Raw genomic sequence first — 25,980 nt, 5'->3', positions numbered from 1 at the left:
ATGTTTATCGGCTTGTTTGAAACTTTAAAACGCTCAGGCGTGCCGGTCTCGCTGCGCGAGCTGCTCGACCTTCACGCCGTGGTAGAGCGCGGCGTGGTATTTGCCGATATGGAAGCGTTTTATCAGGTGGCACGTACGGTGATGGTCAAGGACGAGCGCTACTTCGACCGCTTTGACCGTGCCTTTGCCGCCTGGTTTAAAGGCCTTGAGGACATGGACGCCGCCATTGAAGCGCTGATCCCCGACGATTGGCTGCGCCGTGAGTTCGAGAAGCAACTGACGGACGAAGAGAAAGCCAAGATCGAATCCCTGGGCGGCCTCGAAGAGCTGATTGAGACATTTAAAAAACGCCTGGAAGAGCAGAAAGAACGCCACGCGGGCGGTAACAAATGGATTGGCACCGGCGGCACCAGCCCATTTGGCGCCTACGGCTATAACCCCGAAGGCATTCGCATCGGTCAGGATGGTTCACGCCACCGGCGCGCCACCAAGGTATGGGACGAGCGGCGCTTTCGCGACTACGATGACTCGCTGGAGCTGGGCACGCGCAATATCAAAATGGCGCTGCGTCGATTGCGCAAGTTTGCCCGCCAGGGCGCGCTTGAAGAATTCGACGTGGATAGCACCATTCGCGAAACCGCCAAGGACGCCGGGCTACTCAACGTCCAGATGCGCCCAGAACGCCATAACGCGGTGAAGGTGCTGCTGTTTCTGGATGTGGGCGGCTCGATGGATGATCATATTCGCGTCTGCGAAGAACTCTTCTCTGCCGCCCGTTCAGAGTTCAAGCACCTGGAGCACTACTACTTTCATAACTGCCTTTACGAAGGGGTTTGGCGAAACAACATGCGTCGGGGTAACGAGCGGATTCCGACCATGGATGTTTTGCACACCTACGGCGCGGATTACCAGGTCGTGATTGTCGGTGACGCGGCCATGTCGCCCTATGAGGTCACCCACCCCGGCGGTAGCGTAGAGCACTTTAACGACGAAGCGGGCGGCGTGTGGCTGAAGCGTTTATGCGAAACGTTTCCCCGCCTGGCGTGGCTTAACCCGATGCCACCCCGGGCATGGGAGTACACTTACTCTACCCAACTAATCCGCGAAATCATTGATGACCGCATGTACCCCATGACCATGGAAGGGCTGGAAACCGCCATGCGCGAGCTGGCGAAAAAGTAGCCGCCTGGTCACTGCAAGATTGGCCTTTAAAAGGCTTCGGGGAAATGGGCCAGGCCATCGACAAATAACTGTTTAGCCTGCTCAAACGCTGCCGGGTCATGCTTGAAGCGGCGTAAAATCAGCGCCTCGTCGAGGGTGACCGTCGCGGTGAGCTGCTCGATGGTATTGGCCGGGTGACGAGCGCCTAACCCGATCCGCTGACCCTCGGCACCGTCCAGCCAGCGCTTAATGCCGCACTGCTGATAAAACGCTTCCTGTGCAGCGTCGCTAGCATCAACACGCAGCGGCGCTTTTAGCGCCAACTCATTTACCAGCCACGCCTTTGCCTGGTGAGCCACCAGATCGCAGGCGTGGGTAAGCGCCATCCCTTCGCCCTCTTCGTCCAACACGAGCAGCGCGAGAGCCTGGGGCTTGCCTTCGCCGTCGACCGCCGCCACCAAGCGCGCGGCTTCTTCGGCCAGAAGTACATTGCGTGTACCGGTAAATACCACGAGCGGCGTCAGCCCGGCGGATTGGCCATAAACCTCTGCACACAGCCGTGCCAGGCAGGCATCCTGCTGTGCTGCCTGGTCTATTTGGATTACTTTCATGAGGTCCCCCGCTCGCCAAAAGCGGCAAGCCTAGTGTAAACACGGCTATTTTAACAGCGCCACGCAACATGAACCTAGCAAGTGTTAACGTGTCGGATTGTTTACCAGGCACCATAGAAGGATGATTATGACGAAATTTATGAACGACCCCACCATGCCAACGCCGAGCTTCCCCGGTAGTCATATGGTGATGGATGATCGCTATGTGTTTATTTCGGGGCTAACGGTTTCTGACCTATCGAACGGCCATGCGGCCAAGGGCGACGTCAAGGAAGAAACCCGGTTAGTGATGCGCGCCATTTCACGCATGCTGGAAATGGAAGGCGGCAGCCTGGCAGACGCGCTACGCGTGGACGTTCACCTGACTGACCTGATGACTATCAACGATATGGACAGCGTCTATGCCGAGTTCTTCGAGCCGGGCCGCTACCCTGCGAGAACCTGTACCGAATCGCCCAATATCTGTGGAGGCTGCCACGTCGAGATTACCGTAATGGCGACGCGCCAGCTCCCAAAAGAGCAATGAGGGCCTCGATATCCAGGTGCGCCTCTAACGTATCGGCCAAACGGTCCAATTCTCGCTCGCGATGGGCGCGATAATCCAGACGCTGGGCTGCTGACAAGCCCAGGCGCGCTAACAGCGCCTGGCAAGCCTCGGAATGATCAAACAGGCCGTGCAGGTAAGTCCCCATCACCTGCCCATCGTCACTGACGGCGCCATCAAGGTGGGTGCCTAGATCAAAAAGCGGCTGCGCCAGCGCAGCGCCCTCGCTAACGCCATTGTGGATCTCGTAGCCCGTGACGCTCGCCCCTTCAGCCACTGTTACACCACCCACATTGCGTAGCTGTTTGCCCGCCACCATGCGCGTGGTGAGCGATAGTAGCCCCAATCCCATGACACGCTCGGCCTTGCCTTCCAGGCCGTCAGGGTCCTCCACCCATTCGCCGAGCATTTGAAAACCACCGCAAATACCCAGCACCTTGCCGCCGTAGCGCAGGTGGCGCTGAATTGCCCTATCCCACCCCTGGCGCTTTAACCATGCCAGATCACTCGCCGTACTTTTACTGCCCGGCAGGATAATCACATCGGCCGCAGGAATCGGCTCGTCTGCGCCGACAAAGGTGAGGTTGACCTGAGGATGCAAACGCAATGGATCAAAATCGGTGTGATTGCTGATGCGGGGCAACGCAGGCACCACCACGTTGAACGATTCTCCCTGGGTGGGCGCGTGGGTCAGGCCGATGCTGTCTTCGGCATCCAGCAGCAACCCTTGAAGGTAGGGCAAGGTGCCCAATACCGGCTTGCCGGTGTGTGCCGTCAGCCAGTCAATGCCTGGGGTTAACAAGCTCATGTCGCCACGAAAGCGGTTGATCACAAACCCTTTCATACGCGCCTGCTCGCTTTCGCTCAGCAGTGCAAGCGTCCCCACCAACTGAGCAAACACCCCGCCTCGCTCAATATCGCCCACCAGTATTACCGGGCAGTCAGCCGCTTCGGCAAAGCCCATATTGGCGATGTCACCCTGGCGCAGGTTGATCTCAGCGGGGCTGCCCGCGCCTTCGGCGATAATCACATCGAAGCGGGTTTCCATCGCCTTCCACGCGGCCATCACGCTCTCTTTGGCGGTGCGCTTGAAGGCATGGTAATCCATGGCATCCATATGCCCATGCACCTTGCCGCGTAAAATCACCTGGGCGCCACGGTCGGTTTCCGGCTTGAGCAACACCGGGTTCATATCACTGTGTGGCTTAACGCCAGCGGCCTGTGCCTGGAGCGCGGTGGAACGGCCAATTTCGCCACCATCTTCCGTAACGGCGCTATTGAGCGCCATGTTCTGGGGCTTGAATGGCGCCACCGATATGCCACGCCTGGCCAATGCACGGCAGAGCGCAGCCACCACGGTGCTTTTGCCCGCATCCGAGGTGGTGCCCTGGATCATCAATGTGGCCATAGCAGATGTCTCGCCCAGTTGGATAAGAGCGAAACTGTAGCGGGAGGGGTTAGCTAGCGCAACGGGGCCAAGCAACGAAGGGGTTGGTTAACTCACTTCAAACTCATGCGCCGCCGTATTCAACTGCGCCAACTCCCAGGCCTGCACCATCTGCTTTTTAGCCAAGCCCCAGCGGTAGCCGCCTAGCGCGCCGCTTTGTTGGATTACCCGGTGGCAGGGTATCCATAGCGCGATGGGGTTGGCGCCCACGGCATTGCCCACCGCGCGCGAGGACTTGGGGGTGCCCAGTGCCTGGGCAATGTGCGAATAGCTGGCCAGTTGGCCTTCTGGAATGGTCAGCAGCGCCCGCCATACGGCGATTTGAAAGTTGGTACCGGTCACATGCAGCGACAACGTGGCAGAGGCATCGCCTGACCTGTTGAAAAGCGCTTCCACCGCAAAACGCGTGGCGTCAGGATCGTGATGAAGCGTGGAAAGTGGCCACTCTTTGGCAAGCCGTGCCCGTAACTCGTCGGCACTGGTGGCATCCACAAACCCCATACGGCAGATACCCCGCGGCGTGACCGCTACGAACAGGCTGCCCAGCGGCGTGGCATGAACGCCGTAAGCAATCTCGACGCCCTGCCCCTGGCGCTTGTGCTCTCCCGGTGTGACCGCGTCCAGCTGCACAAAGTGATCATAAAGCCGCGAGCCGCCGCTAAGCCCCAACGTATGAGCAATATCCAGCAGCGAGGTAGAAGACTGCATCAGTTGCTTGCCGCGCTCCAGCGTAAGTGCCTGCAAAAAGCGCTTGGGACTGATCCCGGCATAACGGCAGAACAACCGCTGAAAGTGAAAGGCGCTCAAATGAACGTGGGCGGCCACCGCTTCCAGCTTGGGCTGCGTTGCCGCATGGGCCACCATGTAATCCATGGCTTTCTCGATACGCTCATAGTCGTTCATTGTCGTCTCTCACGTTGTCTTATGATCAACCGCTAAACGTTACCTTCACAGCCTAAGCGCTCACAGGCGAGTTGCCGACCCGAATCTTGCTGACTGCAACAGCAGACAGCGCCGGGATTTTTCGCTAGGGTTATTGCCCGCCTCAACTGACGGTCACGATACGCCCATGCAAGCCTTGATCGACGACATTGCCGCCACCATGGCGAAAGCACAGGAGCGTGGCAAAGTAGCGGATTATATCCCCGAGCTAAGCCACGTCGACCCGCAGCAGTTTGCCATTTCGCTGGCCACTGTGGACGGCAAGGTGTACTCGGCGGGGTGCGCGACCACACCCTTTTCCATCCAGAGTATCTCCAAGGTATTCACGCTGACCATTGCGCTGGGGCAAGAGGGTGATTCGCTGTGGTCGAAAGTGGGCCGCGAGCCATCGGGCGATCCGTTCAACTCCATCGTCCAGCTAGAGCATGAAAGCGGCAAGCCGCGTAACCCGTTCATCAATGCCGGCGCCATTGCAGTGGTCGATGCGATCATGATGGGGCACGAACCCAAAGAGACCTTGGGCGAGATTCTCAGCTTTGTGCGCTATATCGCCGATGACGACAGCATCTACTTCGACCACGCGGTAGCTGCCTCAGAGATGGCCCACCGTGACCGCAACGCCTCACTCGCGCATTTCATGAAAGCCTTTGGGCATCTACGCCATGACGTCGATAAAGTGCTGGGCACCTACTTCCACCAGTGCGCCATTGCCATGAGCTGCGAGCAGCTCGCTCATGCGGGGCTATTTCTGGCGTCAGATGGTATCAACAAACCCAGCGGTATTCGGGTGGTGGCCCCCCAGCGAGCCCGCCGGATCAACTCGTTGATGATGATGTGCGGCCATTACGACGCCTCGGGGGAATTCGCCTTCCGCGTCGGGCTCCCCGGAAAAAGCGGCGTAGGGGGCGGTATTCTGGCCATCGCGCCAGGCCACGGGGCGATCGCCGTCTGGTCACCGGGGCTCGATGCCTACGGCAATAGCCTGCTAGGCACCCAGGCACTCGAAATGTTTGTCCAGAAAACCGGCTGGTCGGTGTTTGGCCATTAACGGCAAGCGTTCAGGAGGCCACCCCATCACCCAGTGCCCAGGCCACCGCACGCTGGGCGTGAATCTCGGTGGTGTCAAAAAGCGCAACCGGGGTATCGCTCTGGTTAATCAGCAAACCAATCTCGGTGCAGCCTAGAATCACGCCTTGCGCGCCCCGCGCTGAAAGCGTCGCCACCACGTCCAGATAAGCCTCTTTCGAGGCGGGGTTAATCGTCCCCCGGCAGAGTTCCTGGTAAATCACGCGATGAATGACCTCACGCTGCTCGGGCTCAGGCACGATAACTTCGATCCCCCGCGCCTCCAGTCGCTGCCGGTAAAAAGGCTGCTCCATGGTGAACTGGGTACCCAGCAAGCCAACGCGGTCTACCCCCTGCTGGGCCAGAATATCGGCGGTTGCCTCGGCAATATGCAAAAGGGGCAGGCCTGATGCGGCCTCCACCTCGGCAGCTACTTTATGCATGGTATTCGTGCCGATCACCAGAAAATCCGCCCCCGCTGCCGCCAGCGAGCAAGCCGCATTCGCCAGGATGTCCGCCATCGCCTCCCAGTCGCCCTGGCGTTGAAGCGTTTCGATCTCGGCAAAATCCACGCTATAGAGCACTATTTTCGCCGAGTGAAAGCCCCCCAGCTTCTCCGCCACGCCTTGATTGAGCATACGGTAATAGGTCTGCGTGGACTCCCAGCTCATGCCCCCCAGCAAGCCGATGGTTTTCATAACCCTTTGCCTCCCTTCGATAAATTTAAAGCGCCCTTGCCAGCTTTAAAGATACTTAACAATAGCTAAAAAGCTATTTGCAGATCAATTTTGTTCAATATACTCGCCATACGCCACTGCAAACTCCTTGTACTACCAAGGAGGACGATAATGAACGCTTCACTACTGCCCTTGCTGCTACCCATGTCCGCATTTGCCCTTGCCGCGTCCATTTCGCCAGGGCCGGTCAATATCGTTTGCTTGAGTAGCGGCACGAACCACCCCATTCGCCAGGGCCTTGTCTTTGTAACGGGTGCCACACTAGGTTTCATCGCCCTGTTTTTAGGGATTGGTGCAGGGCTTTACTCGCTGCTGCAAGTGGTGCCGCTGCTGGAGGATATTTTACGCTGGGCGGGCATCCTGTTTTTGCTTTACCTCAGCTATCAACTTTTCCAGCACGATGGACGCTTGCATGAGCAAGGTGCCGAGAAAGCGCCAGGATTCATGTCCGGCGCGATGATGCAGTGGCTTAATCCCAAGGCATGGCTGGCATCTGCCGCTGGCATTGGTGCCTATACCAGCGGTAACGACCCCTACCAACTTTGGCTATTCGCGGGGCTCTATCTGCCCATTTGTTGGCTATCGCTTGCCAGTTGGGTATACGCAGGCGCTTTCCTCAAACGCTATGTTCACCGCCCTATCATTCTGTTATCGGCTAACCGCTTGTTGGCAGGATGTTTAGCCGCCAGCGCTATCTACTTATTAATCGATTAGCGGAGAGCGGTACTGGTTGGGTGTTGCTGCCACCAGCCGCTTAAAGGTCCGCTGAAAGTGGGGTTGGTCATTAAAGCCAGCGTTCAGCGCCGCCTCGACAATCGGTTGCCCTTGCTTTAGTGCCTCTTGCCCGATCTGGATGCGTTGATTAATCAAGTAGGCATGGGGCGTTAGCCCGTACTGCTGTTTGAACGCGCGGATTAGATGACCCGCACTGTAGCCAGACTGCTGGCATAAGCTTTCAAGCGAAATGTCGGCGGTGCAATGACTTCGTAAATAGGCGGCAACCTGCTCTAGCGTGCTGGGCGCTTCCGGCAATGCCGCTGGAGGCGCTTGGGCAAGCACCTGCATAAGTCTAGACAGGTATTCAGTTAGTACTGCTTGCTTATCGTCAATCGCTTGCCGCTCATCCAGCAGGCAGGACGTCATATCGCAATACGCTGCAAAAAGCGCAGGCTGGGTAAGCACAGCGGTGGCAATATCTTGCCAATTAGGCGCTTCAAGCAGCCCCAACTGATAGCGCAAGTTACTCAGCCACGCAGTATCGACGTAGAGCATCAGGTACGCCCAGGGCTGATCCTCGATGGGGTTACAGGCATGTACCCAATGCGGGTTCATCATCACCAGGTCACCCGCGTTAATCTGATACGTCGTATCGCGGTAACTAAAGGTACTTCTGCCTTCCGTAACGGCGCCCAGCGACCAGTGCACGTGACTGTGAGGCGCATAGCAAACTTGCCGCGCATCGCTGATTTTACGCAGTTCCACATGGGGCATACGCTGATCGCGCCAGAAAACTGGAGAAGACGATGGATTCATGCGCTACTCAAACAATGAAAAAAGTAAATAGGTAGGCCTCCCCGCTCAACTGGTCACCAAGGTCTGATGCGCCTACGCTGGACAATCACAAAGTGCAGACACAGTATAGATGCCGCTCATTCAAGTTGCTTATGGATAATTGGCAACAGCCTTATTGGTCAGGAGGACACCATGGCAAGCTCTACGCCCACGCCCGACCACCGCGACGCCATCAGCGCCTTCGCCCGCATGGGCTATGCCGCACGCGGCGTGGTTTACCTGTTGGTGGGGGGATTGGCGGCGCTCACCGCCATAGATCAGGGCGGCCAGGCGGAAGGCAGTCGCGGCGCGCTGGAAGCCGTGCTGGGTGCGCCGTTTGGTAAGGTGATGCTGGGCATTATCGCCGTAGGGCTGCTTGGATACGCCATGTGGCGCTGTATACAAGTTTTCAAGGACCCCGACCGTCACGGCACCAGTGCCAAAGGGCTGGTGATTCGCGCAGGCTTGTTTGTCAGTGCGATTACCCACACCTTGCTGGCATTTTTTGCCGCCAGCCTTGTCTTCCGTTTTCTCTCGTCCGGTTCCTCCAGTGGCTCAAGCGGTGGCTCGGAAGGCATGGTCAGTTGGCTGATTCAGCAACCCTTTGGCCGCTGGTTGGTGGCTGCTGTCGGCATCGCCATCATCGGTGCGGGTATCGCCCACGCCGTCAAAGGCTACAAGGCAAAATTTGACAAGCACTTCGCCATGCCTTCGCGCACCCAAGCCTGGGCCTACCCGATATGCCGTTTCGGCTTGGTGGTCCGCGGGCTCGTCTTTGTGATCGTGGGTAGTTTATTCATGATCGCCGCTTACCAGTTCGACCCCAACGCCGCAGGCGGCACGGCTGAAGCGTTTAACACCTTGCGGCGCCAGGCCTTCGGGCAATGGCTTTTTGGGTTTGTCGCCACCGGCCTGCTAGCGTTTGGGTGCTATAGCGTACTTGCCGCCGTTTACCGCCGCGTCGACCCTTCTCTATAGCACCAGCTGGGACGTTTAAGCGTCGTCTTTTGGCGTACTCGATGCAGGCGGCATATGCTTGGCTTTCATGTCCTTGAAGGCCTCCATGATGTCCATGGGTAGCGGGAAGACGATCGTCGAGGCGTTCTTGTTGCTCATGTCGCTCATGGTCTGCAGGTAGCGTAGCTGCAACGCGGCGGAGTTTTCCTGCATCACGTTGGCGGCCTCGACCAGCTTCCTCGAAGCCTGCAGCTCGCCCTCGGCATGAATCACCTTGGCGCGCCGCTCGCGTTCTGCCTCGGCCTGACGGGCAATGGCGCGGATCATGCTCTCATCAAGATCCACGTGCTTGATCTCAACGTTTGCCACCTTGATACCCCAGGCGTCGGTCTGAGCGTCGATGATTTCCTGGATGTCGTCGTTGAGCTTATCGCGTTCGGAAAGCATTTCATCAAGGTCATGCTTACCCAGCACCGAACGCAGCGTGGTCTGAGCAAGCTGGCTGGTGGCCTGAGAGAAGTTCTCGACCTGAATAATCGCCTTTTCCGGGTCGATCACGCGAAAGTAAAGCACGGCGTTGACCTTTACCGTCACGTTGTCCTGAGAGATGACGTCCTGCTCGGGCACGTCCATGGTGATAACGCGCAGATCGACCACCTGCATCTTTTGAATGGCGGGGATCACGATGACCAGACCCGGCCCCTTCACTGTCTGGAAACGGCCCAGGAAGAACACCACACCCCGTTTATATTCCGGCAAAATGCGAATGGAGGCGGCGATCAGCAGCACCACCAGCACGACAGGCACTAAATACGATAGCAACATGGGACACCTCGTCTAGCGATTGATCAGTGATTGATGAGTAACGCAGGATCAGCCAGGCGTTACGGGGGTGATACGTAAACCGTCAAGCCGTCAAGGCGCTCCACTTTCACCTCGTCTCCTTGCTTGATTGGCACGTTACTCACCGCGTTCCAGCGCTCGCCGTGCAGTTGCACATGGCCGCGAGTCTCAAAATCTTCCAGGGCAATGGCGCTTGCGCCAATCAACTGCTCCACGCCTGTGTGGGCCGGGCGTCGGCGCAGCGTTGCAAAACGCGTCAAGGTCCAGAGCATCAGCCCGCCGGATACCAGCGCCACGCCGCCAATCAGCGGCAACGAAATGGCCAGGTACTCGGCATCCATCAGCATGACCGACCCCAGCACAAAGGCCACAATACCGCCGACCCCCAGCACGCCGAAACTGGGCATTAACGCTTCGCCCACCATCAGCGCCAGACCGACGATGATCAGCGCCAGGCCCGCGTAATTGATCGGCAGCATCTGAAAGGCAAAGAGCGCCAACAGCAGCGAAATAACCCCGATGGTGCCAGGGAACAGGCTGCCGGGGCTCGAAAGCTCGAAGATCAGCCCGTAAAAGCCGATGATCAGCAGGAAGTAAGCAATATTAGGGTTCGTAATCAGCGAAAGCAGCTCTGTGCGCCAATCAGGGTCAAAGCGCTCAACGGCAAGGTCGGCTGTCTCCAGCGTCCGGTCACCCCGCTCCATGACCACCGACATGCCGTCTATTTGCGAAAGCAGATCATTCAGGTCCCGCGCAATCACGTCGATGACGTTCTGCTCCAGTGCCTCATTGGCAGTGAGGTTGACCGCCTCGCGCACCGCCGCTTCGGCCCAATCAGCGTTCCGGTCGTGACGCTCGGCCAGGCTGCGGATAAAGCTCACTGCGTCTTCCATGACCTTGCGTTCCATGGCGCTGCTCTCGCCTCCAGAGGCGCCTTCACTCTCGCCTTCCGGTTGGCCTTCGGCGTTGTCATCCGCTTCATCAGCGCTGCCGGGAAAGCCGGAACCGCCCATCTGCACCGGCGTGGCAGACCCCAGATGGGTCGCTGGAGCCATGGCAGCAACGTGGCTGCCATACAGCAGGTAAGTGCCCGCACTGGCCGCCCGCGCGCCGCTGGGGGAGACATACATCGCCACAGGAATGTCGGCATTCAGCATTTCACGGATCATGTCGCGGGTCGTGTCGACCAGGCCCCCCGGCGTATCCAGCTCAACGACAATCACCTCGCTGTTCTGCTCACGGGCCTTGCGCAGCCCGCGCTCAAGATAATCTTTGGTGGCGGGGCCAATGGGCCCTTCAATGCTCATCACCAGGGCGCTACGCGAAGAAGTCTGTGCCGTGGCCTGCCAGGCAAACGACAGCGCTAGCATCAGCACGCCTGCCAGCGATAACCACAGCCAAGGGGATTTGTGAGAAAGGCTTCGCATATCAACTCTCCCCGCGCCTCGCGTCCTGAAACATTACCTGGCTACCTGGTTAAGCAGCCGTTATGTCAGCACATCCACTATCGGAATCAACATATACAGAAGCTACACCCTGTATATTTACTGAACAAGTAATATTGCCGCGTTGGTGTACTTTCAACATAGCAGTTGTGGCGGGATTGGTGATGGTGCGGAGCGTTTACTTCCTTACCGGGAAAAATTGACTCGATTTAGTGCCAACCTAGCATTTTTATCCCTATCGGGAAATAAACCTGGGCAAGCTGATGCGCCAGGCATGCAGCGCTGGTAGCGGGCAAATCATGGCGTTTCCACGTAATAGCTGCTCACCCGCCAGGTGCCGTTTTCAAGGTGGGGGGTAACGGTTTCGAGCCGACGTCCGCTGTTCTCGAAGCCGGTTTGGAAGGTGAAGACGATATAGTCGCCGCTCGGCGCACCCGGCATGGACGTCTGGTGGCTGGTACGAACGCGCTTGCGCGAGGCCACTTCGCCAAAGTCCCGGCGCACAAGCTCAATGGTGCGGGCCAGCATTCCCTGTGACAGCGGCGCTTTTAGTATAGGCGATGAGGTCTCCCAGGCTTGCTCGTAGTCACCGTTATCAATCGCGTTCAACCAGGCAAGCGCAGCGGCCTCCGCCTCATTGGCAGTATGGGCCATGGCATGCGCACTGAAAGACAGCAGTGCCGCCGTGATGATGCAACTGAGTTTTTTGGGCATGGCTGATTCTCGATACATTGAGGACGGTCGAACAAATTGGTTCGATAACGTTCGTCCGATATAAAGAGATATCGGAAACTGGCGAGGTTTCTTTAGGGGGTTTGAAAGATCCGCCAATATCTATGGGCAGCGCCCGCACTTGTTGTTGCCCACTATAATCCCTGAAGCCACTGGCGAACCGTCGCGATACCCTCTTCACTGACCACTAGTCCCAGGTGCGATGCGCCTTCCACCGTGGTGATGTCCGCATGCGGCACAAGCGGACGCAGCACGGGCTCAAATTGAGCCGCATACAACGCCTCGTCCTCAGCACCGGTGACCACCAGAACGGGCACCTGCACTGAGCCCAGCGCCTGACGAAAATCAGCTGGACTAAAACCGCTCATCAGCCGAAATGAATAGGCGAGCGTCTCTGAGCCATCACGGTATTCAGGTGGCAAGTTGAACCGCAATACATCCGCCCCGTTGAAATGCGTGATGCCAATCGCGCTGAGCATCGAGATCGCCACAATCCTGGCGACACTTGGCTCGGCCCAACCACCGGAATTATCCCGCACAGTGGGCGCATCGTGCCCAAGGTAAGGCGCCAGCAGCAGATACGCCGAGGCAAGGTGACCATGCTGCCCTCCGGCAAAGCGTACCGCGAGCCCGCCCCCGGATGAATGACCGCCAACGACCACCCTTGAGACATCGGTGTTGGTCTCTTTGATATGGGCAATGAGGTCCGCCAGGTCATCTTCAAGCTGCTCAATGTAGTCGATATCGCCACGGCGCACCGGCGAAGGACCATGCCCGCGCACATCCGGCGTGTAGACACTGACAGCACCTGAAGCGGCTAATTCATGGGCGAGCGTCGCCAGGTACCTGCTGTCGGTTCCAGAGCCATGCACGAGGATCAGCGCAGTACGGGCATCACTTGGATAATGGCGGTACGCGAGCGATGTTCCGTCCCGCGCTTCATACGTTTGCAGCGCGGGCAGCGGGCGTGATGCTTGTGAAGAGGCCAGCGCTTCAAAATCAAGGCTGTTCGCGTTTGCACCTGTCGACATCGCCAGCAACGCCCCCATAACGGCAATCATCATGCGTTGTCTCACTTATTCCTCCCACAAGTCCTCCCGCAAGGATAGGCCTGAAAGCACAAGCTATCGTGACGAAGTGGAACAAAGCCCAGTGCCTGGGCTGGCTCTCCGCGCCACCTGCCCTTCAGGCGTTTGAGCCTGAGCCTTCCTGGGCTGGCCGTAACTGGCGCTGAATGCCGAGCAGGAAATTGCGCAGCATCTGGTCCTTGCATTCACGGTAATTCTTGTGGCTTGGCTTGCGGAAAAAGGCGCTGAGTTCATGGTGGCTCAACGGCAGTCCGACCAACTCAAAAACGTCCAGCACATCATCCGCTTTCATGTTCAGCGCAATGCGCAGTTTCTGGAACACCATATTATTGTTCAGTTGCGCTTCTGGCTCGGGTTGCGGGCCTTCGCGCTTGCCACGCTTGAAGCTGATAAACCCGTTCAAGAACGCCGCCAGCTCCTTGTTCCTCATCGTGACAAAGGCATCGTCGTCATCCTTTTTCAGCCAGGCCGTCACCTGCGGCTGGGTAACGGGCACTTCTGCCAGCGCGAAGATATCCACAATGGTGCTGTCTTTTAAATCGAAGGTGTAGCGGATGCGGCGAAAAATATCGTTATTGGTCAAAATGGGGTTCCTGGCCGGTAGTTAGTTTCTCAAGCAGTTCATCGATGTCGGCTTTCAGCTCGTCATCTTCAATGCCCTGCGCGCTGATTTCTGCCTGTCGTAAACTGGCGATAGCCGCGTCGGTCTGGCCTGCCTCAGCTTGCAACATCGCCATGGAAAAACCAATGGAAGCCCGATGGTCGTTGGAATCAATGGCGTTGGCTTTTTCCAGAGCTTTTTCGTATCCCGCAAGCGCGTCTTCCAGCTCTTCGGTAAAATCCGCCAGGGTTTCCCATTGTTCCGGGTGGTCTTTATCGGTGTTCTCGTTATCGATGCAGATTGCCTGCAACTCGGCATACAGCGCATCAAATGTTTCTCTGTCATCCTTGGCGGCAGCCTTCATCAGCTTTTCCGCCAGTTCGTAAACCGCCTTGTAAATTTTGGTGTTAATCACTGTGCATTACCTTTTCTATTACCCGGATTAATAGAGTTTCAGCTCCCCCCCGATCAGTAGCATGACCGATCATATGAGTGCTAATCTTCCATGATGCACTATATATAAGGAACGTTCGATGGATCTTGCCAAGGTAGGCGACAGAGTCATATGTCAGTGTAAAGGAAGCCCACACAACATTGTCTCCGGCGCATCCGCCACTATGGTCGATGGCATACCGGTTGCCAGGATAGGAGACAAGAGCTCTTGTGGCGCAGTCATTTCATCAGGTGCCAGTTGGTATTCGGTGGAGGGCTCTCCAACTGCCATTCATGGTAGTGCGACCTCATGTGGTGGCTATATCGTGGCAGCTTCTTCTGCGATAACTGGCTCACCCACCACAGGAGGCATACAGACACCCACCCATCAAGCAAGCGCAGCCGCTGATGATGCACCAAACCAGGAGGGCATCCCCTCATCTGAGCTTTCTCCTACCGAAAACAACGAAGAATCTATATACGAATTTGTCGCCGAAACAGCCGAAGTCACCATGAATCAACCCGCCTATCTACTCGTGGAGGGCGTGGGCATGAATGGCGGCTATTCATTTCGGAACAATATCGTTATTAGAGGAAATGCCCTCCATATTTCTTCGCTGGGCTGGGCTCCTTCTGCACTATCGCCAGGGTCAGGCTCCGCCGTGCTTAATATGCGTGCTGAACTCAAGGATGGCAACCAACTTATTCAGGCAGTAGTTCTTGAGAATAGTGGTATCAATGCCTGGCCAGACGACCCCCAGTATACGCCGGTAGGCCACGCCACCATCCGATTACCTGAACCACAACCTGACACAACGCTTTCGCTTCACTTCCAGGGCACTTTCATTTACCAGACAAGCTCAGGTTCAGTGACGCCAATGCCGCCAAGCACTAGCAAGATGATTTCTATCCAAGTAGTGGCAAAATGACATGATTAAAAAATTACTCCTTATTCTGCCAATTTTCCTTTTAATGTCAGCTTGCCAGGAAAGCTCGGGCAATAGCATTGATGACGAGTCTATCGATCTCCAAAGGCAAGCCAACGAAGAAGTTACCTTCGGCATAGCGGAAGAAAATAGCGAAAGACTGGACAGAGCGAAGGAACTGATCGAGCAATCACTAAATGCAGACCCCAACAACCATGCAGCGTTGATCAATAGAGCTCAGATTGCCGTATACCAACAAAACTACGAACGCGCCCTAAGCGATGTGGAAAGCGCTTACGACATTGCGCCGAGCAATGATTCACTCCCACTTTTTCGCTGCATTCTGATAGAAGAAGTGAAAGGTAATGATAGAGGCAAGGCGTGCTACTCATCTGTCGAAGAACGTTACGCCGAGCGACATAATTCTGATGGTAAAATTCCCGCCAATTGGGTAGGCGCGGCCATACTGGCTGATACTCAAGACGCACCAAGACTGGTCGAGGCATATCTTGAGCAGGCAAGGAGTAAGGGCGAGATGGAAGCTGAAATGGCCGAAACGACAATCGAAAGCCTCCGGGATGGAAGCTATGTGGACCAAGTATTGATGCGGCATAAATGAGTGTCAGCTCTACTAAACTCTTGGGCAGCGTAAGCCCCACTTAATTAGCGCTACACCCATTGGTTGAATGACCCGCCTGCTTTTTTGCCGACTGAATTAACCTACAAATCAGCTTCATGATTGATACCGTCACTAACGGGAAGATCAGGTAAGTCATGCGGGTTAACACCTTCCAAACACCCGACATTGAATCCGTATATATCGGGATTCGAGCGCGTTTGGTGGTGCGTGTAGATGCCACAGTTTGAACAGAAGTAGTGTTTTGCGACTCCCGAATTGAACTGATAAAGCCTTAACTGCTCAGCGCCATTGATAACACGAAGACCACCCAATGGCACATAGGCCATCACCGCGCCTTTGCGCCTGCACATCGAGCAATTACACCTTTTGGGGTCGACAAGGCCATCAGGCAGATCGAGCTCAAGCACTACCATGCCGCAGTGGCACATCGCCCTATGCGTAGGCTGAATTTCTACACCGCCGACTTGTTTGAGCATTGCCCTCTCACATTTGTAGCGGCATGAAAGCCGCTACCAGTGCATGTCCAGCAAAGGCAGCGGCCAAAAGTGTCCCTACTGAACATCGCGGTTTAAATTCCGCTCGGCCGGGATGTCACTGAGGTATTCGACAAACTCTACTTCAAAACCCGCCGGATCGACAAAATAGACATTCTTGCGAAACGGCTCTGGGGCGCCGGGTTTGGCAACGTCATAACCGGCTTCGTTTAATCGAGTAACAACGGCATCGAGGTTATCGGTCACATAGGCAAAATGGGCCAGCCCAACGCTGTGGCCTTTTAGATCACGGTTCTCCCCTTCCCCATGATCGCTTAGCGCCAGGTAGTGATCATCGTCTCCAAAGTGGATCCATTTGCGTGGCTTGCCATACCACTCGCCATGACCCTCATCGCGGACCCGCCAGTGCGGGAAGACGGCGCGGTAAAATTTCAGCATGGCATCCATATCAGCAACCACCAGATTAACGTGTTCCAAGTACATGAGATTCTCCTTGCGTTAAGTGAGATGGCAGGATAAAACCTCAACTTAACTTGAGGTAAAGCGATTTTTGCGGAAAAATGGCAAAAAAATTTAGGGGATAGTCATGGCAGAAACTGTCTGGAGTGTTGGCAAGGTCGCCAAGCGTTGCGGGATTAACGTCAGTACCCTGCACTTTTACGAGCAGCAGGGGCTAATTCATAGCTGGCGCAATGCGGGCAATCAGCGCCGCTATAAACCAGAAGTGCTAAGGCGGATTTCGGTGATCAAAGCCGCGCAGAAAGTCGGTGTCAGCCTGGAAGAGATAAAGCAGGCCTTTGAATCTTTACCCAATAACCGCACACCGACGGTTGAAGACTGGCAGCAGCTCTCAAAAAACTGGCAGCAGATGCTTGATGGTCGGATTGCCTACCTACAGAAGCTGCGCGATAACCTGGCGGGCTGCATCGGCTGTGGCTGCCTGAGCATGACCCGGTGCCCGCTCTATAACCCAGACGACATACTGGCCGAATCGGGTAGCGGCCCGGTATTACTGGATCAGGCTGAGCAGCGGGCTCGGGTGGATCGATAGACCGGTCAACGTGCATAAGTCGGCCTTGTGCTGATTAATGTCAGAATGTGACACCAAAGATGGCCTCTAACGCCGTAAGCAGGGAGTTAGGTCGCAACACTATGACGCTGATTGGATAATTCGAGAAACGAACGGCAGCTCTCGCGCTATACTGCACCACTTTTTATTTTCGACACCCCTCACGACTATCTGTCAGAGCGCCTTATGCCATTTGCAAAACTAGGATTATCCAGTCCTCTTGTTCAAGCGATTACCGAGCTCGGTTACAAAACGCCAACGCCCATCCAGGAACAAGCCATTCCTGCCATTCTGTCGGGTAACGACTTGATCGCCACCGCACAAACCGGCACAGGCAAAACCGCTGCTTTTGTGCTGCCTCTGCTGGAACGCTTCAGTAACGCGGAAACCTTGCGCGGCAAACGCATACGTGCGCTGATTCTCGTGCCGACCCGTGAATTAGCGGTTCAGGTCGAAGCCAGTGTGGCGCAATACGCTAAGCACACGACCTTAACCTCAATGGCCGCGTATGGCGGCGTGGATACCGCGCCGCAAAAGGAGCGCTTAATCGAAGGCGTGGATATTCTGGTCGCCACACCGGGCAGACTGCTCGATTTGGCGCATCAGCGTGCGCTGCACTTTGATGAACTTGAAGCCATGGTATTGGACGAAGCAGACAGAATGGTCGACATGGGTTTTGTCGATGATATTCACAAAATCATCGTGCGCCTGCCTGAAAACCGTCAGAATCTGTTGTTCACGGCCACCATGACCAATGACGTTCGCGCCATCGCCAATGCGTTTTCAGATAGCAAGATGACCAACCTGGCGGCTGACATCTCGATTACGCCCAATGTCCGCGCCGCCGCCACGATCAAACAGTGGCTGATCACAGTAGACAAAGACACCAAGTCCGCCCTATTGAGCCATTTGATCAACGAACAAGCGTGGGATCAGGCGCTTATTTTTGTCGAGAAAAAACACAGTGCGGCCAAGCTGGTCGCCCAACTGGAAAAACGCGGTATTCAAGCAGATTCCATTCATGGCGGCAGAAGCCAGGCCATGCGTGAGAAGGTGCTGGATCAGTTCAAAGCGGGCGAACTGAAGTACCTGGTCGCCACCGGGGTGGCCGCTCGAGGGTTGGATATTGGTGAACTGAGCCGTGTGGTGAATTACGATTTACCCTTCCAACCAGAAGAGTACATCCACCGCATTGGCCGCACCGGCCGTGCAGGTGCCTCCGGTGAAGCCATCTCGCTGGTCGACATCAGCGACTTTAAAAATCTGTGTGCGATTGAAAAGCGGCTGAAAAACACGATTGAGCGCAAAGAAGTTGAGGGCTTTCCGGTTAAAAAAGCCGTACCCGCTTCTAACCTGGACCATGTCAAAAAAAGCAGTCGTTAAGCCTTAACAAAGAAGCTCGCCTCTTGAACGAATACAAGGGTGAGCTTCACCTCTACTCAGCGGGCGAGAAAGCATCCAACAGCTCGGCATTCGTGGGGTATTTCTCCAACAGCGCAAGCAGCTTCTGCGCGCCTTCTATTGGCTTAAGAGGCGTTAGCGCTCTGCGCAGTGTGCGTACTTTCTCAATATCTCTTTCATCAATCAAAAGCTCTTCTCGCCGGGTACCGCTTTTGGCAATATCTATCGCCGGGAAGATCCGTTGGTTGGCCACGTCGCGGGATAACACCAGCTCCATATTGCCCGTGCCCTTGAACTCCTCGAAAATCACCTGATCCATACGGCTTCCCGTCTCCACCAGCACGGTGGCCAGAATGGTGAGCGATCCGCCGTTTTCGATCTTTCTCGCAGCGCCAAACAGTTTTCGCGGTATTTCCATCGCTCGGCTATCCAGCCCACCCGACATCGTACGACCATTGCCCCGCTGCTCGGCATTATGAACTCGCGAGAGTCTCGTAAGAGAATCGATCACAATCATCACATTATGACCCTCGCCTGCTTGTTTACGCGCCGTCTCAAGGAGCTTATCGGCCATACGCACATGGTGTGTGTAGGTTTCGTCTGACGACGAGGCATGTACCTCTGCCGTCACACTGCGCTTAAAGTCGGTCACTTCTTCAGGGCGCTCATCAATCAGCAAGGCATACAGCTTTATGTCAGGATGAGCCTCGGCCACGGCCTGACAGATATGTTTTAACATCGTCGTTTTGCCAGAGCCTGGCGGCGCCACAATCAACCCACGTTGCCCCATACCAATAGGCGTAATCAAATCCATCGCCCGCACAGTGCGCTGCTGAGAACCAGACTCTAAATCAATGCGTGGGGAAGGATGAATAGCAACGCCATTTAAAAAACGTTTTTCGGGATCATTAGGGAATTGATCTTCGACTTCGTCGGCGGGCTGGGTGTCTACCTGCCTTTTTGTTTTCAAGCCTAGTGTTTTTCTGGTCATAATATTGGTTGATCGCCTTGAGGAACCTGGATTTATAGAATGACTGCATTATAGGCCAGCAGAACTGTCGCACCGTTGCAGTGCTTGGGATGAAGAACTGGCGGGGCGAGATGTACTCAAACAGGTAATTTACAGAGTGTTCAAAGGTGCCTGGGTAGAGCTAATCTTGGTAGTTGATCACCGCCATGGCGTTCTGATCGTAGTTATAAGCCTTGAAGCGCGGCATGCTGACCACTCCTCGTCTTTTTCCTCGATACTACCAAAGTTAGGTGTTAGTGGATTTTTCTACAGTCTCAACGCCCCAAGCTGGGGCAGATTTTCCATTTTGAGCTTTGCGAGGCAAAATCTGACTCACTATCTTGACTTGTTAAATTTTCTCATATGGCTAAAACGCCTTGCCGACTTTCCACCCGGGAACCAAAACAGAGACAGAGTTTATTTTCCGTTTTCAGGATTCTTTGCAGAACGTTTCAGGTCTCAAAATGAATCTATCTTGGTTCTCTAATTGGCAACTTACATCTGAATACTTCTAATTAGCGCCACCAATATCTGTGAAGCATTTCGCGAGATATAACATATTCCAGCTTAGCCCCGCCATTATTAAATACGAAATCACAATCAAAACCATATAAAAATAAAAAGTATCGCGACGCCCTCTCAAGTCTTCATTGATTCTTCCGTGTATTTCCTTTCTAGAAAAATACTCTCTAGTTATTTCAGACCACTTCTCAAGCTCTTTATCGGAAAGCCATATATCTCTTAAAGCAGAAGTCGACTGAAAGAAAGCAGAAACGATAAAATAAATAGCTAAGGCCTTAAAAAAAAGAACACCGGCACCCGACATAAGAACATCTGCATTAGAACCAAGCCGAGAACTTAACGAGAGCGCAACAAACACGAAAGCAGCAAGTGTATCCCTGAGCAATCCAGCTATTAACCCCCTTACTTTCTCTGCATACAAATCAGCTTGTTGTCTTAAATCTTTTAAAAGATCTCGCAATTCCTTTGCATATTCGTCTTTTCGATCTAGAATTACAAATCGATATTGGTCCTTTGATTGTTTTAACGAGTCGTCCAAATGCTGGACCAATAAGGAGATAAAACTGGCTTCATTATCTGACTCCAAACATAATCTATCTGAGAGAAGCCTTTTCCTTGTATCTACTCTTTCTTCATATACCCACGACAAAGCACTTTGTATTAAAGTTAGTGAATCTTTATCGGGTACTTCCTCAGATTTCTCCAGCAGTGGAATCTCTAGGTGCCGAACACCTTTAAGAACTATTTTTTCTTGACCATAGATCACATCAGCTAAGCCCGCTGCTGCACACATTCCGGACATTCTACGAAATAAACTAGCCAAGTCACAGCCAAAGTCACCCCATGTGAGTTCAAAAGATTGAGGAGAAAGACTAATTGGCTCAGAAGGAACTAAATGCACATGCTCTCTGAGAGTATTCTCTTGGGGTAACTCACTTTTAAATGGCCACCAGCTGTCGATAACTTCACAACTTTCAAAAGGTAAAACAGCAAGTCTGGGTCCCCCAAAGCTAGCCTTTAGCCCAACTACGAATATTAAAACGGATTGGTTTTCAACGAATAAATTATTAATGCTTTTCAATGGATCCAAAGCGGAAAGCCAAGCTTTAAAAACCTTTTCGTCAAAGAAAAACAGCATGGAAGTATCGTCGTCTTTATTTTTTAAACCTTTCGACAAAACTAGCTTACTAATATTTAAGCACCATTTCGAAAACCCATACGTTCCATCTAGGTAAGGCTCTAAATCATCGATTTCCGTATATTCTTCATCTATCTCAAGTCTGATAGATGTATGTACGTCAAGATTTTTAGCGAGAAGAATTATTTCCGACGCCAACTGTAGGAGTTCAACATCCTCCTCGCCATCAATGCGCACATCTTCAACGCCGTCTTCAGATGAAGCGGCTTTCGCATAGAGATCAAAGATCTTGTCTCTTAACTCGAAAATCAGATTCTTTTCTTTCATTTAATTCTATTTCTCGGGTTTGACTTTGTTCTAATGTGAATGTCGATCATCCCATTCTCATCGGGATCACTGATTCTAATGCCAGCGGCTTCCTCATCTCCCGACCAGATAACCTGGACATTTTTGTCCGTCACAATCTTGTTTCTCTTATCTGCATCAAGAATTGAAGCAGGCTTTGGAGAAAATCTCTGCCCAGCTACACCAGTAACTGAAAGTTCTTCATGTAGACTTTCCATAAGCCGAGCTTTTCTTTCCTCATCATCATCTTTCACAACCGTATTAATAAAAGTTGCGGTGTCAAAATGATCATGCATTTCTAAGTAGGCGATGGCTCTATCTTTATAGTAACGAGGCAACTCGGCCAGATCTTGAGTGTTGGTACGTGCCCACGTGAAAGTTGAACTCACTGCCTTCCTTGTCAGATTGCTCGCATTATCAGCCTCTAAGACCTTAAGAAAGACCCTGAAGTAGTCTGCGATACCCACCTTCTTTCGCTTCTCAAAAGCGAGAACATCCCAGTCGAAAGTATCCCCAACATCAACGATAGCGCATTTTTGAACAGCAGTTTTACTCTCTACAAAAGAATTCAGTATTTCGCTTATCTTGGCTACAGAACCACCAGCTTCCTGCTTAATTTTGTACTCTAGAACTCGGCTATGATCCATTTTGATCATAGCAACCATTGGCACCCTTTGCTCCGCTACTTCGATTGTAAAAAATGCAACAATGAAGGCACCGTCCGTCACGTTACCTTTGTGTTCTTCTTGAAAATCTGTCGCTAGGCTAATTGATTCAGCAAGAAAGTATTCATCGGGATTCTCAATGATTCGCTTGCAACGGAGTGCTGTCCCCATGTCTTTCTCTCGGAATTTAAATTGCGTCCCTTCAGCAGAATCCGCAATTCGCTGACAGAAGAACTCTCGTTGATTCGGCTCCAGATCGACCCTTGCCATTGTACGGGGCTCATCCTCGCCTTTGATAACAACGTGGAAAATGAACTTCTCAATTACTACTGACTCTTTGACTTTGTTAGATAGAGAACTCTCTTTTGGCATTTTCCCACCTTGTTTTTAGGTCGATTCCTTTGGAGGCGCTGCCTGCCAAAACACGATGTAGCCATTATCCTTCATGAAGGCAGGTTACTTCCAGATTGGCTAGCGAACAAGCCTTGCTGGTGGCACACCAACAACACTTGCTCGAACAGCGCTTTAATCTCATCAGCATGGCGGCTGACGAAGCTTGCCAGGCTGGTGAAGTGGGGCACGGTATCGCAGGAAAGCGCTTTGAAAATGATGTTGGTCTCGCAACACCATTGCATCTCGCGGTTGGAGGTGATGCCTTTTGAGTAAGCAAACAGAATGATCTTGAGCAGGATGGCCGGATCATAGGCCAGTCGACCCGTCGCGTCGTTGCGATACTTGGGATGAAAAACGGACAAGTCAAGCTTGTGCTCGATCAGGTAGTGTACGGCGTGTTCAAAGGTGCCTGGCTGGAGCTGATCCTGGTAGTTGATCACTACCATGGCGCTCTGATCGTAGTTATAAGCCTTGAAGCGCGGCATGCTGATCACTCCTCGTCTGTTTCCTCAATCCTACCAAAACTTAGGGGTCAGCGGGGTTTTTCTACAGCCTCAACGCCGTGCGCAGCGGCCAGTTTGTGGAGCGAAGCGAAACCAATTGGTCCGGCTGCCGCTACTGGTTAGATTTATGGATAACCAATTCCCTGTCTCGGGGGCGAATAGTGGTCCCGAACCCAGTTCTGTGCGGCTTCTATTGACTCAAGCCGAACCAGAGCCAAGTCCATCGATTTCGGGTTAAATGCTATCAGCTCAAGCGTTGACCTCTGCGATCCGCTCGTTTCCTTTAATACCCAAGCAACATATGCCTCGAACTTTCTTCGTGTAAGGCTGGCCCTAGACTCGCTACCAAAAAAATCGTTTGCAAACTTGCCAGTTCCGATACGCGCGTCAAACTCGGGAGAGTTGACGATCAAGCCGCAGTCATTGCCAAAAATCATCTTATTACAGACTTCCTTTCGGTAAATGTTAGCTTTAACAGACAACTCTTTACCTTCAGTCCAGGAGATAAAATGGCACTTATCATGCAAATTACGCATCTTTTCGTTTTTGGCAAGGCCTTTACATAGTTTTAGCCTTCGAGGTTTATGTTTCTCACTAATGAGATTTTTGTCTGAATACTTAAATTCAACAATTGCAAATCGATCTACGTCTGTAAGCACGTAGTCTGCGCCTGCGTCGCGATCTTGCCCGTCCAATGAAAATGAGTGAAATCGGCAGCCAAACTCTACGGCCTTCCTCTCCATAAACGAATTAAAGTTATCAGCAAGGGATTGCTCGTGCTGCAAAACATACTCCTCAAGAATCTAACGCCAAAAGCAGGGGCGTGTTTACACGTCCCACTGCCTTTTCTTGTTAAAAATTCGTCTTACACGGTAACGGATGGTTGTAAGATTAAACCAGAATTCCGCCCATTTTGTCTTGAGTGGCTTATTTAGTTCGCGATACTCGTGTCGTATTATCAGAAGAATGCCAAGATAAGGGTCTTCAATTGGTTCTTCTAAAGGCTCGCATGCAGATTCGTTTACGCGCCTTAACGAAACGTACTCATTGCGTACCTTCTCAGGGGTTAGCAACCTCATTTTCTCCCAGCACTCCACAACTGGAGGACTGAAGTAAGATAGGTTGTGTGTAACGTGATCAACAAGACGATTAAATCGTTCAGCGTACTCTTGATTATCCAGATTGAATACCGGGGATCTGTTTTCCATGGTCTCAACGAAAGAATCTACATGCTTTTCATGTTGGTGTTTGTAGTATTCATCACGTACCTTTTTTCGGTAATCCTGTTTCGTCTCTTCTGATTCAACGCCTTCTGGGTAATCAATATTAAATCCATACATCTGCTCTAGCCAATGAGAGTTTTCGTATTCATTGACTGCCTTTTCTAGAAATTTATCTTCCGACCTGTATGGCTCTTCTATCTTTTTTTTGTAGTTGTAAACTAGAAGATCTGAAGCATCATGGTAAACCTTGTCGTAGACTCTCGCGCGCTCAATTCTTCTTGCCTTTCGAGAGCTATGGATTGCAAATAAAAGCCCACCAAGAGAAACCAAAAGACTCCCCAGAGAGATGGAAATTGCTATCTCTGATTTATCCATAAAATCTCAACCACAAGAAATTTTTAACAGTGATTATACGCCCGGCTGCATAATATCAATGAATGTGCCGACGCGTTTATTGACATTATCTAGCCAGCCACATACTCATAACCCATTGTTTTACAATTTATCAAACTGATTACTTGGCAGCATATACAAAATTCGCGTGCCCGCTTGTTTTGCTCTGTTCACTAATACTCTATTCATAAAATTGGCTTAGGTCACGCGTCGGGAAGGTAAATTTTGTAGGTGGTGTGTTTAGGGTTGGAAAGGCGAGGAAGGAAAATCTGTACAAGTGATTGTTTTCGTTGGCTGATTTAATGCTGATCGCCTAATAAATTGGGCTCCTACAACCCCCTCGACGCAGGCATTGATGACGTGATGATTTCTTAAATGGCAATGGATGGCCCCTTGCAACCCCATTGCAGAGGGCTTCTGTAAGAGCCCGACTTCGTTGGGCGATCGTTTTTGGTGGCTGATTACACTCTGATCGCCCAATGAATTGGGCTCCTACAGCCCCGCATTGCGGGCTTGGTGGCACGATGGCTGTTGGTCGTGCAATGAATTGCACTCCTGCAGGACACCGTGCTTCGCTGGGTGGGCGTATTAGGCTTTGAGGACGTAACGGAGGGTCTCGACGACTTGGTCGGTGGTGGTGCACCAGGCGTTTGCGCCTGCATCGACTTCTTTCAGCGGGTGGACGATGTCTTCGCTGTGCAGGGTGATGTAGGGCTTGGCGAGGGCGGCGCAGTAGCCTGCATCGAAGGCGGCGTTCCACTGTTTGTACTGGTCGCCGAAGCGTACGACGACCAGGTCGGCCTGTTCGATCATGGTGCGGGTGCGGATGGCGTTGACCTTGGAGGACTGGTGGTCGCGCCAGAAGCCATTTTCGGGTTTGCCGAGGTGGTCACCGGCGGCGTCCGAGGCGTCGTGATCGGTCACCGGGGCGGTGAAGACGATATCCAGGCCTGCCGCGTCGGCGCCGCGCTGGATTTCGTCGCGCCAGTCGGTGTGGATCTCGCCGGATAGATAAACGTAAAAGCTCATGATCGCTCCTGAAAACTCGGTGATTTAATGGATACAGTTATTTTATGGAAAAACATTCCATATTGATACCGGCG

Annotated in this window: 28 protein-coding genes and 1 pseudogene; 9 read left to right on the top strand and 20 right to left on the bottom strand. The window is 53.3% G+C overall.

The features are described from left to right. A complete protein-coding gene (locus R3F64_RS11330) occupies positions 1–1,182 on the top strand; it encodes a vWA domain-containing protein (RefSeq protein ID WP_085919250.1) in 1,182 nt (393 codons plus the stop codon). Between the two features lie 26 nt (positions 1,183–1,208). Here R3F64_RS11330 and R3F64_RS11325 read toward each other — a convergent pair whose 3' ends face one another. Continuing rightward, positions 1,209–1,772: a hypothetical protein gene (locus R3F64_RS11325; RefSeq protein WP_199285202.1), complete on the bottom strand. Its 564-nt coding sequence runs from the start codon at positions 1,770–1,772 to the stop codon at positions 1,209–1,211. A 127-nt stretch (positions 1,773–1,899) separates the two neighbouring features. Between R3F64_RS11325 and R3F64_RS11320 the strand changes: the two genes are divergently transcribed. Continuing rightward, positions 1,900–2,298 carry a RidA family protein gene (locus R3F64_RS11320; RefSeq protein ID WP_085919248.1) on the top strand — a complete coding sequence of 133 codons (399 nt, stop codon included), beginning with the start codon at positions 1,900–1,902 and terminating at the stop codon, positions 2,296–2,298. On the opposite strand, the gene R3F64_RS11315 is transcribed toward R3F64_RS11320, so the two are convergent. Beyond that, entirely contained in the window at positions 2,258–3,724 is a 1,467-nt protein-coding gene (locus R3F64_RS11315) for a cobyric acid synthase (protein WP_199285201.1), read from the bottom strand. The two genes, R3F64_RS11320 and R3F64_RS11315, sit on opposite strands and share 41 nt — an antisense overlap. A gap of 87 nt (positions 3,725–3,811) precedes the next feature. After that, positions 3,812–4,666, bottom strand: coding sequence for a bifunctional transcriptional activator/DNA repair enzyme AdaA (locus R3F64_RS11310; protein WP_332611513.1), 855 nt, complete (start codon positions 4,664–4,666; stop codon positions 3,812–3,814). Between the two features lie 166 nt (positions 4,667–4,832). Here R3F64_RS11310 and R3F64_RS11305 point away from each other — a divergent pair, with 166 nt between their 5' ends. Continuing rightward, positions 4,833–5,753: a glutaminase gene (locus R3F64_RS11305; RefSeq protein ID WP_309783213.1), complete on the top strand. Its 921-nt coding sequence runs from the start codon at positions 4,833–4,835 to the stop codon at positions 5,751–5,753. Positions 5,754–5,763: 10 nt separating this feature from the next. Here the strand turns inward: R3F64_RS11305 and R3F64_RS11300 are convergent, their stop codons facing one another. Then, positions 5,764–6,468 carry an aspartate/glutamate racemase family protein gene (locus R3F64_RS11300; protein ID WP_332611509.1) on the bottom strand — a complete coding sequence of 235 codons (705 nt, stop codon included), beginning with the start codon at positions 6,466–6,468 and terminating at the stop codon, positions 5,764–5,766. A 150-nt stretch (positions 6,469–6,618) separates the two neighbouring features. Between R3F64_RS11300 and R3F64_RS11295 the strand changes: the two genes are divergently transcribed. Beyond that, a complete protein-coding gene (locus tag R3F64_RS11295) occupies positions 6,619–7,221 on the top strand; it encodes a LysE family translocator (protein ID WP_176243683.1) in 603 nt (200 codons plus the stop codon). On the opposite strand, the gene R3F64_RS11290 is transcribed toward R3F64_RS11295, so the two are convergent. Next, positions 7,210–8,040, bottom strand: a complete 831-nt coding sequence (locus R3F64_RS11290) for an AraC family transcriptional regulator (RefSeq protein ID WP_332611504.1) — start codon at positions 8,038–8,040, stop codon at positions 7,210–7,212. The genes R3F64_RS11295 and R3F64_RS11290 overlap by 12 nt on opposite strands. A gap of 171 nt (positions 8,041–8,211) precedes the next feature. On the opposite strand from R3F64_RS11290, the gene R3F64_RS11285 reads away from it, so the two are divergent. Beyond that, positions 8,212–9,036 carry a DUF1206 domain-containing protein gene (locus R3F64_RS11285; RefSeq protein WP_332611502.1) on the top strand — a complete coding sequence of 275 codons (825 nt, stop codon included), beginning with the start codon at positions 8,212–8,214 and terminating at the stop codon, positions 9,034–9,036. 15 nt (positions 9,037–9,051) lie between these two features. Here R3F64_RS11285 and R3F64_RS11280 read toward each other — a convergent pair whose 3' ends face one another. From R3F64_RS11280 to R3F64_RS11255, 6 genes are all read right to left on the bottom strand, one after another. Then, on the bottom strand, positions 9,052–9,840 hold the full coding sequence (locus R3F64_RS11280) for a slipin family protein (protein WP_332611500.1): 789 nt from the start codon (positions 9,838–9,840) through the stop codon (positions 9,052–9,054). A 59-nt stretch (positions 9,841–9,899) separates the two neighbouring features. Further along, positions 9,900–11,285, bottom strand: coding sequence for an NfeD family protein (locus R3F64_RS11275; protein ID WP_332611498.1), 1,386 nt, complete (start codon positions 11,283–11,285; stop codon positions 9,900–9,902). Positions 11,286–11,600: 315 nt separating this feature from the next. Beyond that, positions 11,601–12,017, bottom strand: a complete 417-nt coding sequence (locus R3F64_RS11270) for a DUF4019 domain-containing protein (protein ID WP_085919239.1) — start codon at positions 12,015–12,017, stop codon at positions 11,601–11,603. 152 nt (positions 12,018–12,169) lie between these two features. Continuing rightward, entirely contained in the window at positions 12,170–13,099 is a 930-nt protein-coding gene (locus tag R3F64_RS11265) for an alpha/beta hydrolase (RefSeq protein WP_332611495.1), read from the bottom strand. 121 nt (positions 13,100–13,220) lie between these two features. Continuing rightward, complete coding sequence (locus tag R3F64_RS11260; RefSeq protein ID WP_268902202.1) at positions 13,221–13,706, bottom strand: DUF1456 family protein; 486 nt, start codon at positions 13,704–13,706, stop codon at positions 13,221–13,223. Continuing rightward, positions 13,696–14,139, bottom strand: a complete 444-nt coding sequence (locus R3F64_RS11255) for a tetratricopeptide repeat protein (protein ID WP_268902203.1) — start codon at positions 14,137–14,139, stop codon at positions 13,696–13,698. Before R3F64_RS11255 ends, R3F64_RS11260 begins: the two co-directional genes overlap by 11 nt. Before the next feature lie 118 nt (positions 14,140–14,257). Here R3F64_RS11255 and R3F64_RS11250 point away from each other — a divergent pair, with 118 nt between their 5' ends. Together R3F64_RS11250 and R3F64_RS11245 are read left to right on the top strand one after the other, a co-directional pair. Further along, complete coding sequence (locus tag R3F64_RS11250) at positions 14,258–15,085, top strand: PAAR domain-containing protein (protein ID WP_332611494.1); 828 nt, start codon at positions 14,258–14,260, stop codon at positions 15,083–15,085. A gap of 1 nt (position 15,086) precedes the next feature. After that, entirely contained in the window at positions 15,087–15,701 is a 615-nt protein-coding gene (locus tag R3F64_RS11245; protein WP_332611492.1) for a tetratricopeptide repeat protein, read from the top strand. A 101-nt stretch (positions 15,702–15,802) separates the two neighbouring features. Here the strand turns inward: R3F64_RS11245 and R3F64_RS11240 are convergent, their stop codons facing one another. Next, positions 15,803–16,198: a GFA family protein gene (locus R3F64_RS11240; protein ID WP_332611490.1), complete on the bottom strand. Its 396-nt coding sequence runs from the start codon at positions 16,196–16,198 to the stop codon at positions 15,803–15,805. Positions 16,199–16,273: 75 nt separating this feature from the next. After that, on the bottom strand, positions 16,274–16,699 hold the full coding sequence (locus R3F64_RS11235) for a VOC family protein (RefSeq protein ID WP_332611489.1): 426 nt from the start codon (positions 16,697–16,699) through the stop codon (positions 16,274–16,276). 103 nt (positions 16,700–16,802) lie between these two features. Here R3F64_RS11235 and soxR point away from each other — a divergent pair, with 103 nt between their 5' ends. Then, a complete protein-coding gene (gene soxR, locus R3F64_RS11230) occupies positions 16,803–17,267 on the top strand; it encodes a redox-sensitive transcriptional activator SoxR (protein WP_066319114.1) in 465 nt (154 codons plus the stop codon). A 204-nt stretch (positions 17,268–17,471) separates the two neighbouring features. Further along, positions 17,472–18,668, top strand: a complete 1,197-nt coding sequence (locus R3F64_RS11225; RefSeq protein WP_332611486.1) for a DEAD/DEAH box helicase — start codon at positions 17,472–17,474, stop codon at positions 18,666–18,668. A 52-nt stretch (positions 18,669–18,720) separates the two neighbouring features. Here the strand turns inward: R3F64_RS11225 and rho are convergent, their stop codons facing one another. The 7 genes and pseudogenes from rho to R3F64_RS11190 form a co-directional block, all read right to left on the bottom strand. Beyond that, positions 18,721–19,677 carry a transcription termination factor Rho gene (gene rho, locus R3F64_RS11220; protein WP_332611485.1) on the bottom strand — a complete coding sequence of 319 codons (957 nt, stop codon included), beginning with the start codon at positions 19,675–19,677 and terminating at the stop codon, positions 18,721–18,723. Positions 19,678–20,206: 529 nt separating this feature from the next. Beyond that, a complete protein-coding gene (locus R3F64_RS11215; RefSeq protein ID WP_332611483.1) occupies positions 20,207–21,682 on the bottom strand; it encodes a hypothetical protein in 1,476 nt (491 codons plus the stop codon). Further along, positions 21,679–22,737: a nucleoid-associated protein gene (locus tag R3F64_RS11210; RefSeq protein ID WP_309783174.1), complete on the bottom strand. Its 1,059-nt coding sequence runs from the start codon at positions 22,735–22,737 to the stop codon at positions 21,679–21,681. The genes R3F64_RS11215 and R3F64_RS11210 overlap by 4 nt, the downstream gene beginning before the upstream one ends. 95 nt (positions 22,738–22,832) lie before the next feature. Continuing rightward, positions 22,833–23,243: pseudogene (locus tag R3F64_RS11205) on the bottom strand (transposase); the annotation flags it as partial. A 143-nt stretch (positions 23,244–23,386) separates the two neighbouring features. After that, positions 23,387–24,046 (bottom strand): hypothetical protein, encoded by a 660-nt coding sequence (locus R3F64_RS11200; protein ID WP_332611478.1) that lies wholly within the window; start codon positions 24,044–24,046, stop codon positions 23,387–23,389. Positions 24,047–24,088: 42 nt separating this feature from the next. Continuing rightward, complete coding sequence (locus tag R3F64_RS11195; RefSeq protein WP_332611476.1) at positions 24,089–24,859, bottom strand: hypothetical protein; 771 nt, start codon at positions 24,857–24,859, stop codon at positions 24,089–24,091. A gap of 606 nt (positions 24,860–25,465) precedes the next feature. Further along, positions 25,466–25,906 carry a YtoQ family protein gene (locus tag R3F64_RS11190; protein ID WP_332611475.1) on the bottom strand — a complete coding sequence of 147 codons (441 nt, stop codon included), beginning with the start codon at positions 25,904–25,906 and terminating at the stop codon, positions 25,466–25,468. Between the last annotated feature and the right edge of the window lie 74 nt (positions 25,907–25,980).

The sequence above is a fragment of the Halomonas sp. 5021 genome, assembly GCF_036663435.1.
Lineage (GTDB): Bacteria > Pseudomonadota > Gammaproteobacteria > Pseudomonadales > Halomonadaceae > Vreelandella > Vreelandella janggokensis.
The sequence above is the reverse complement of the archived record's forward strand: the minus strand, read 5'-3'. Positions and strand labels throughout refer to the sequence as shown.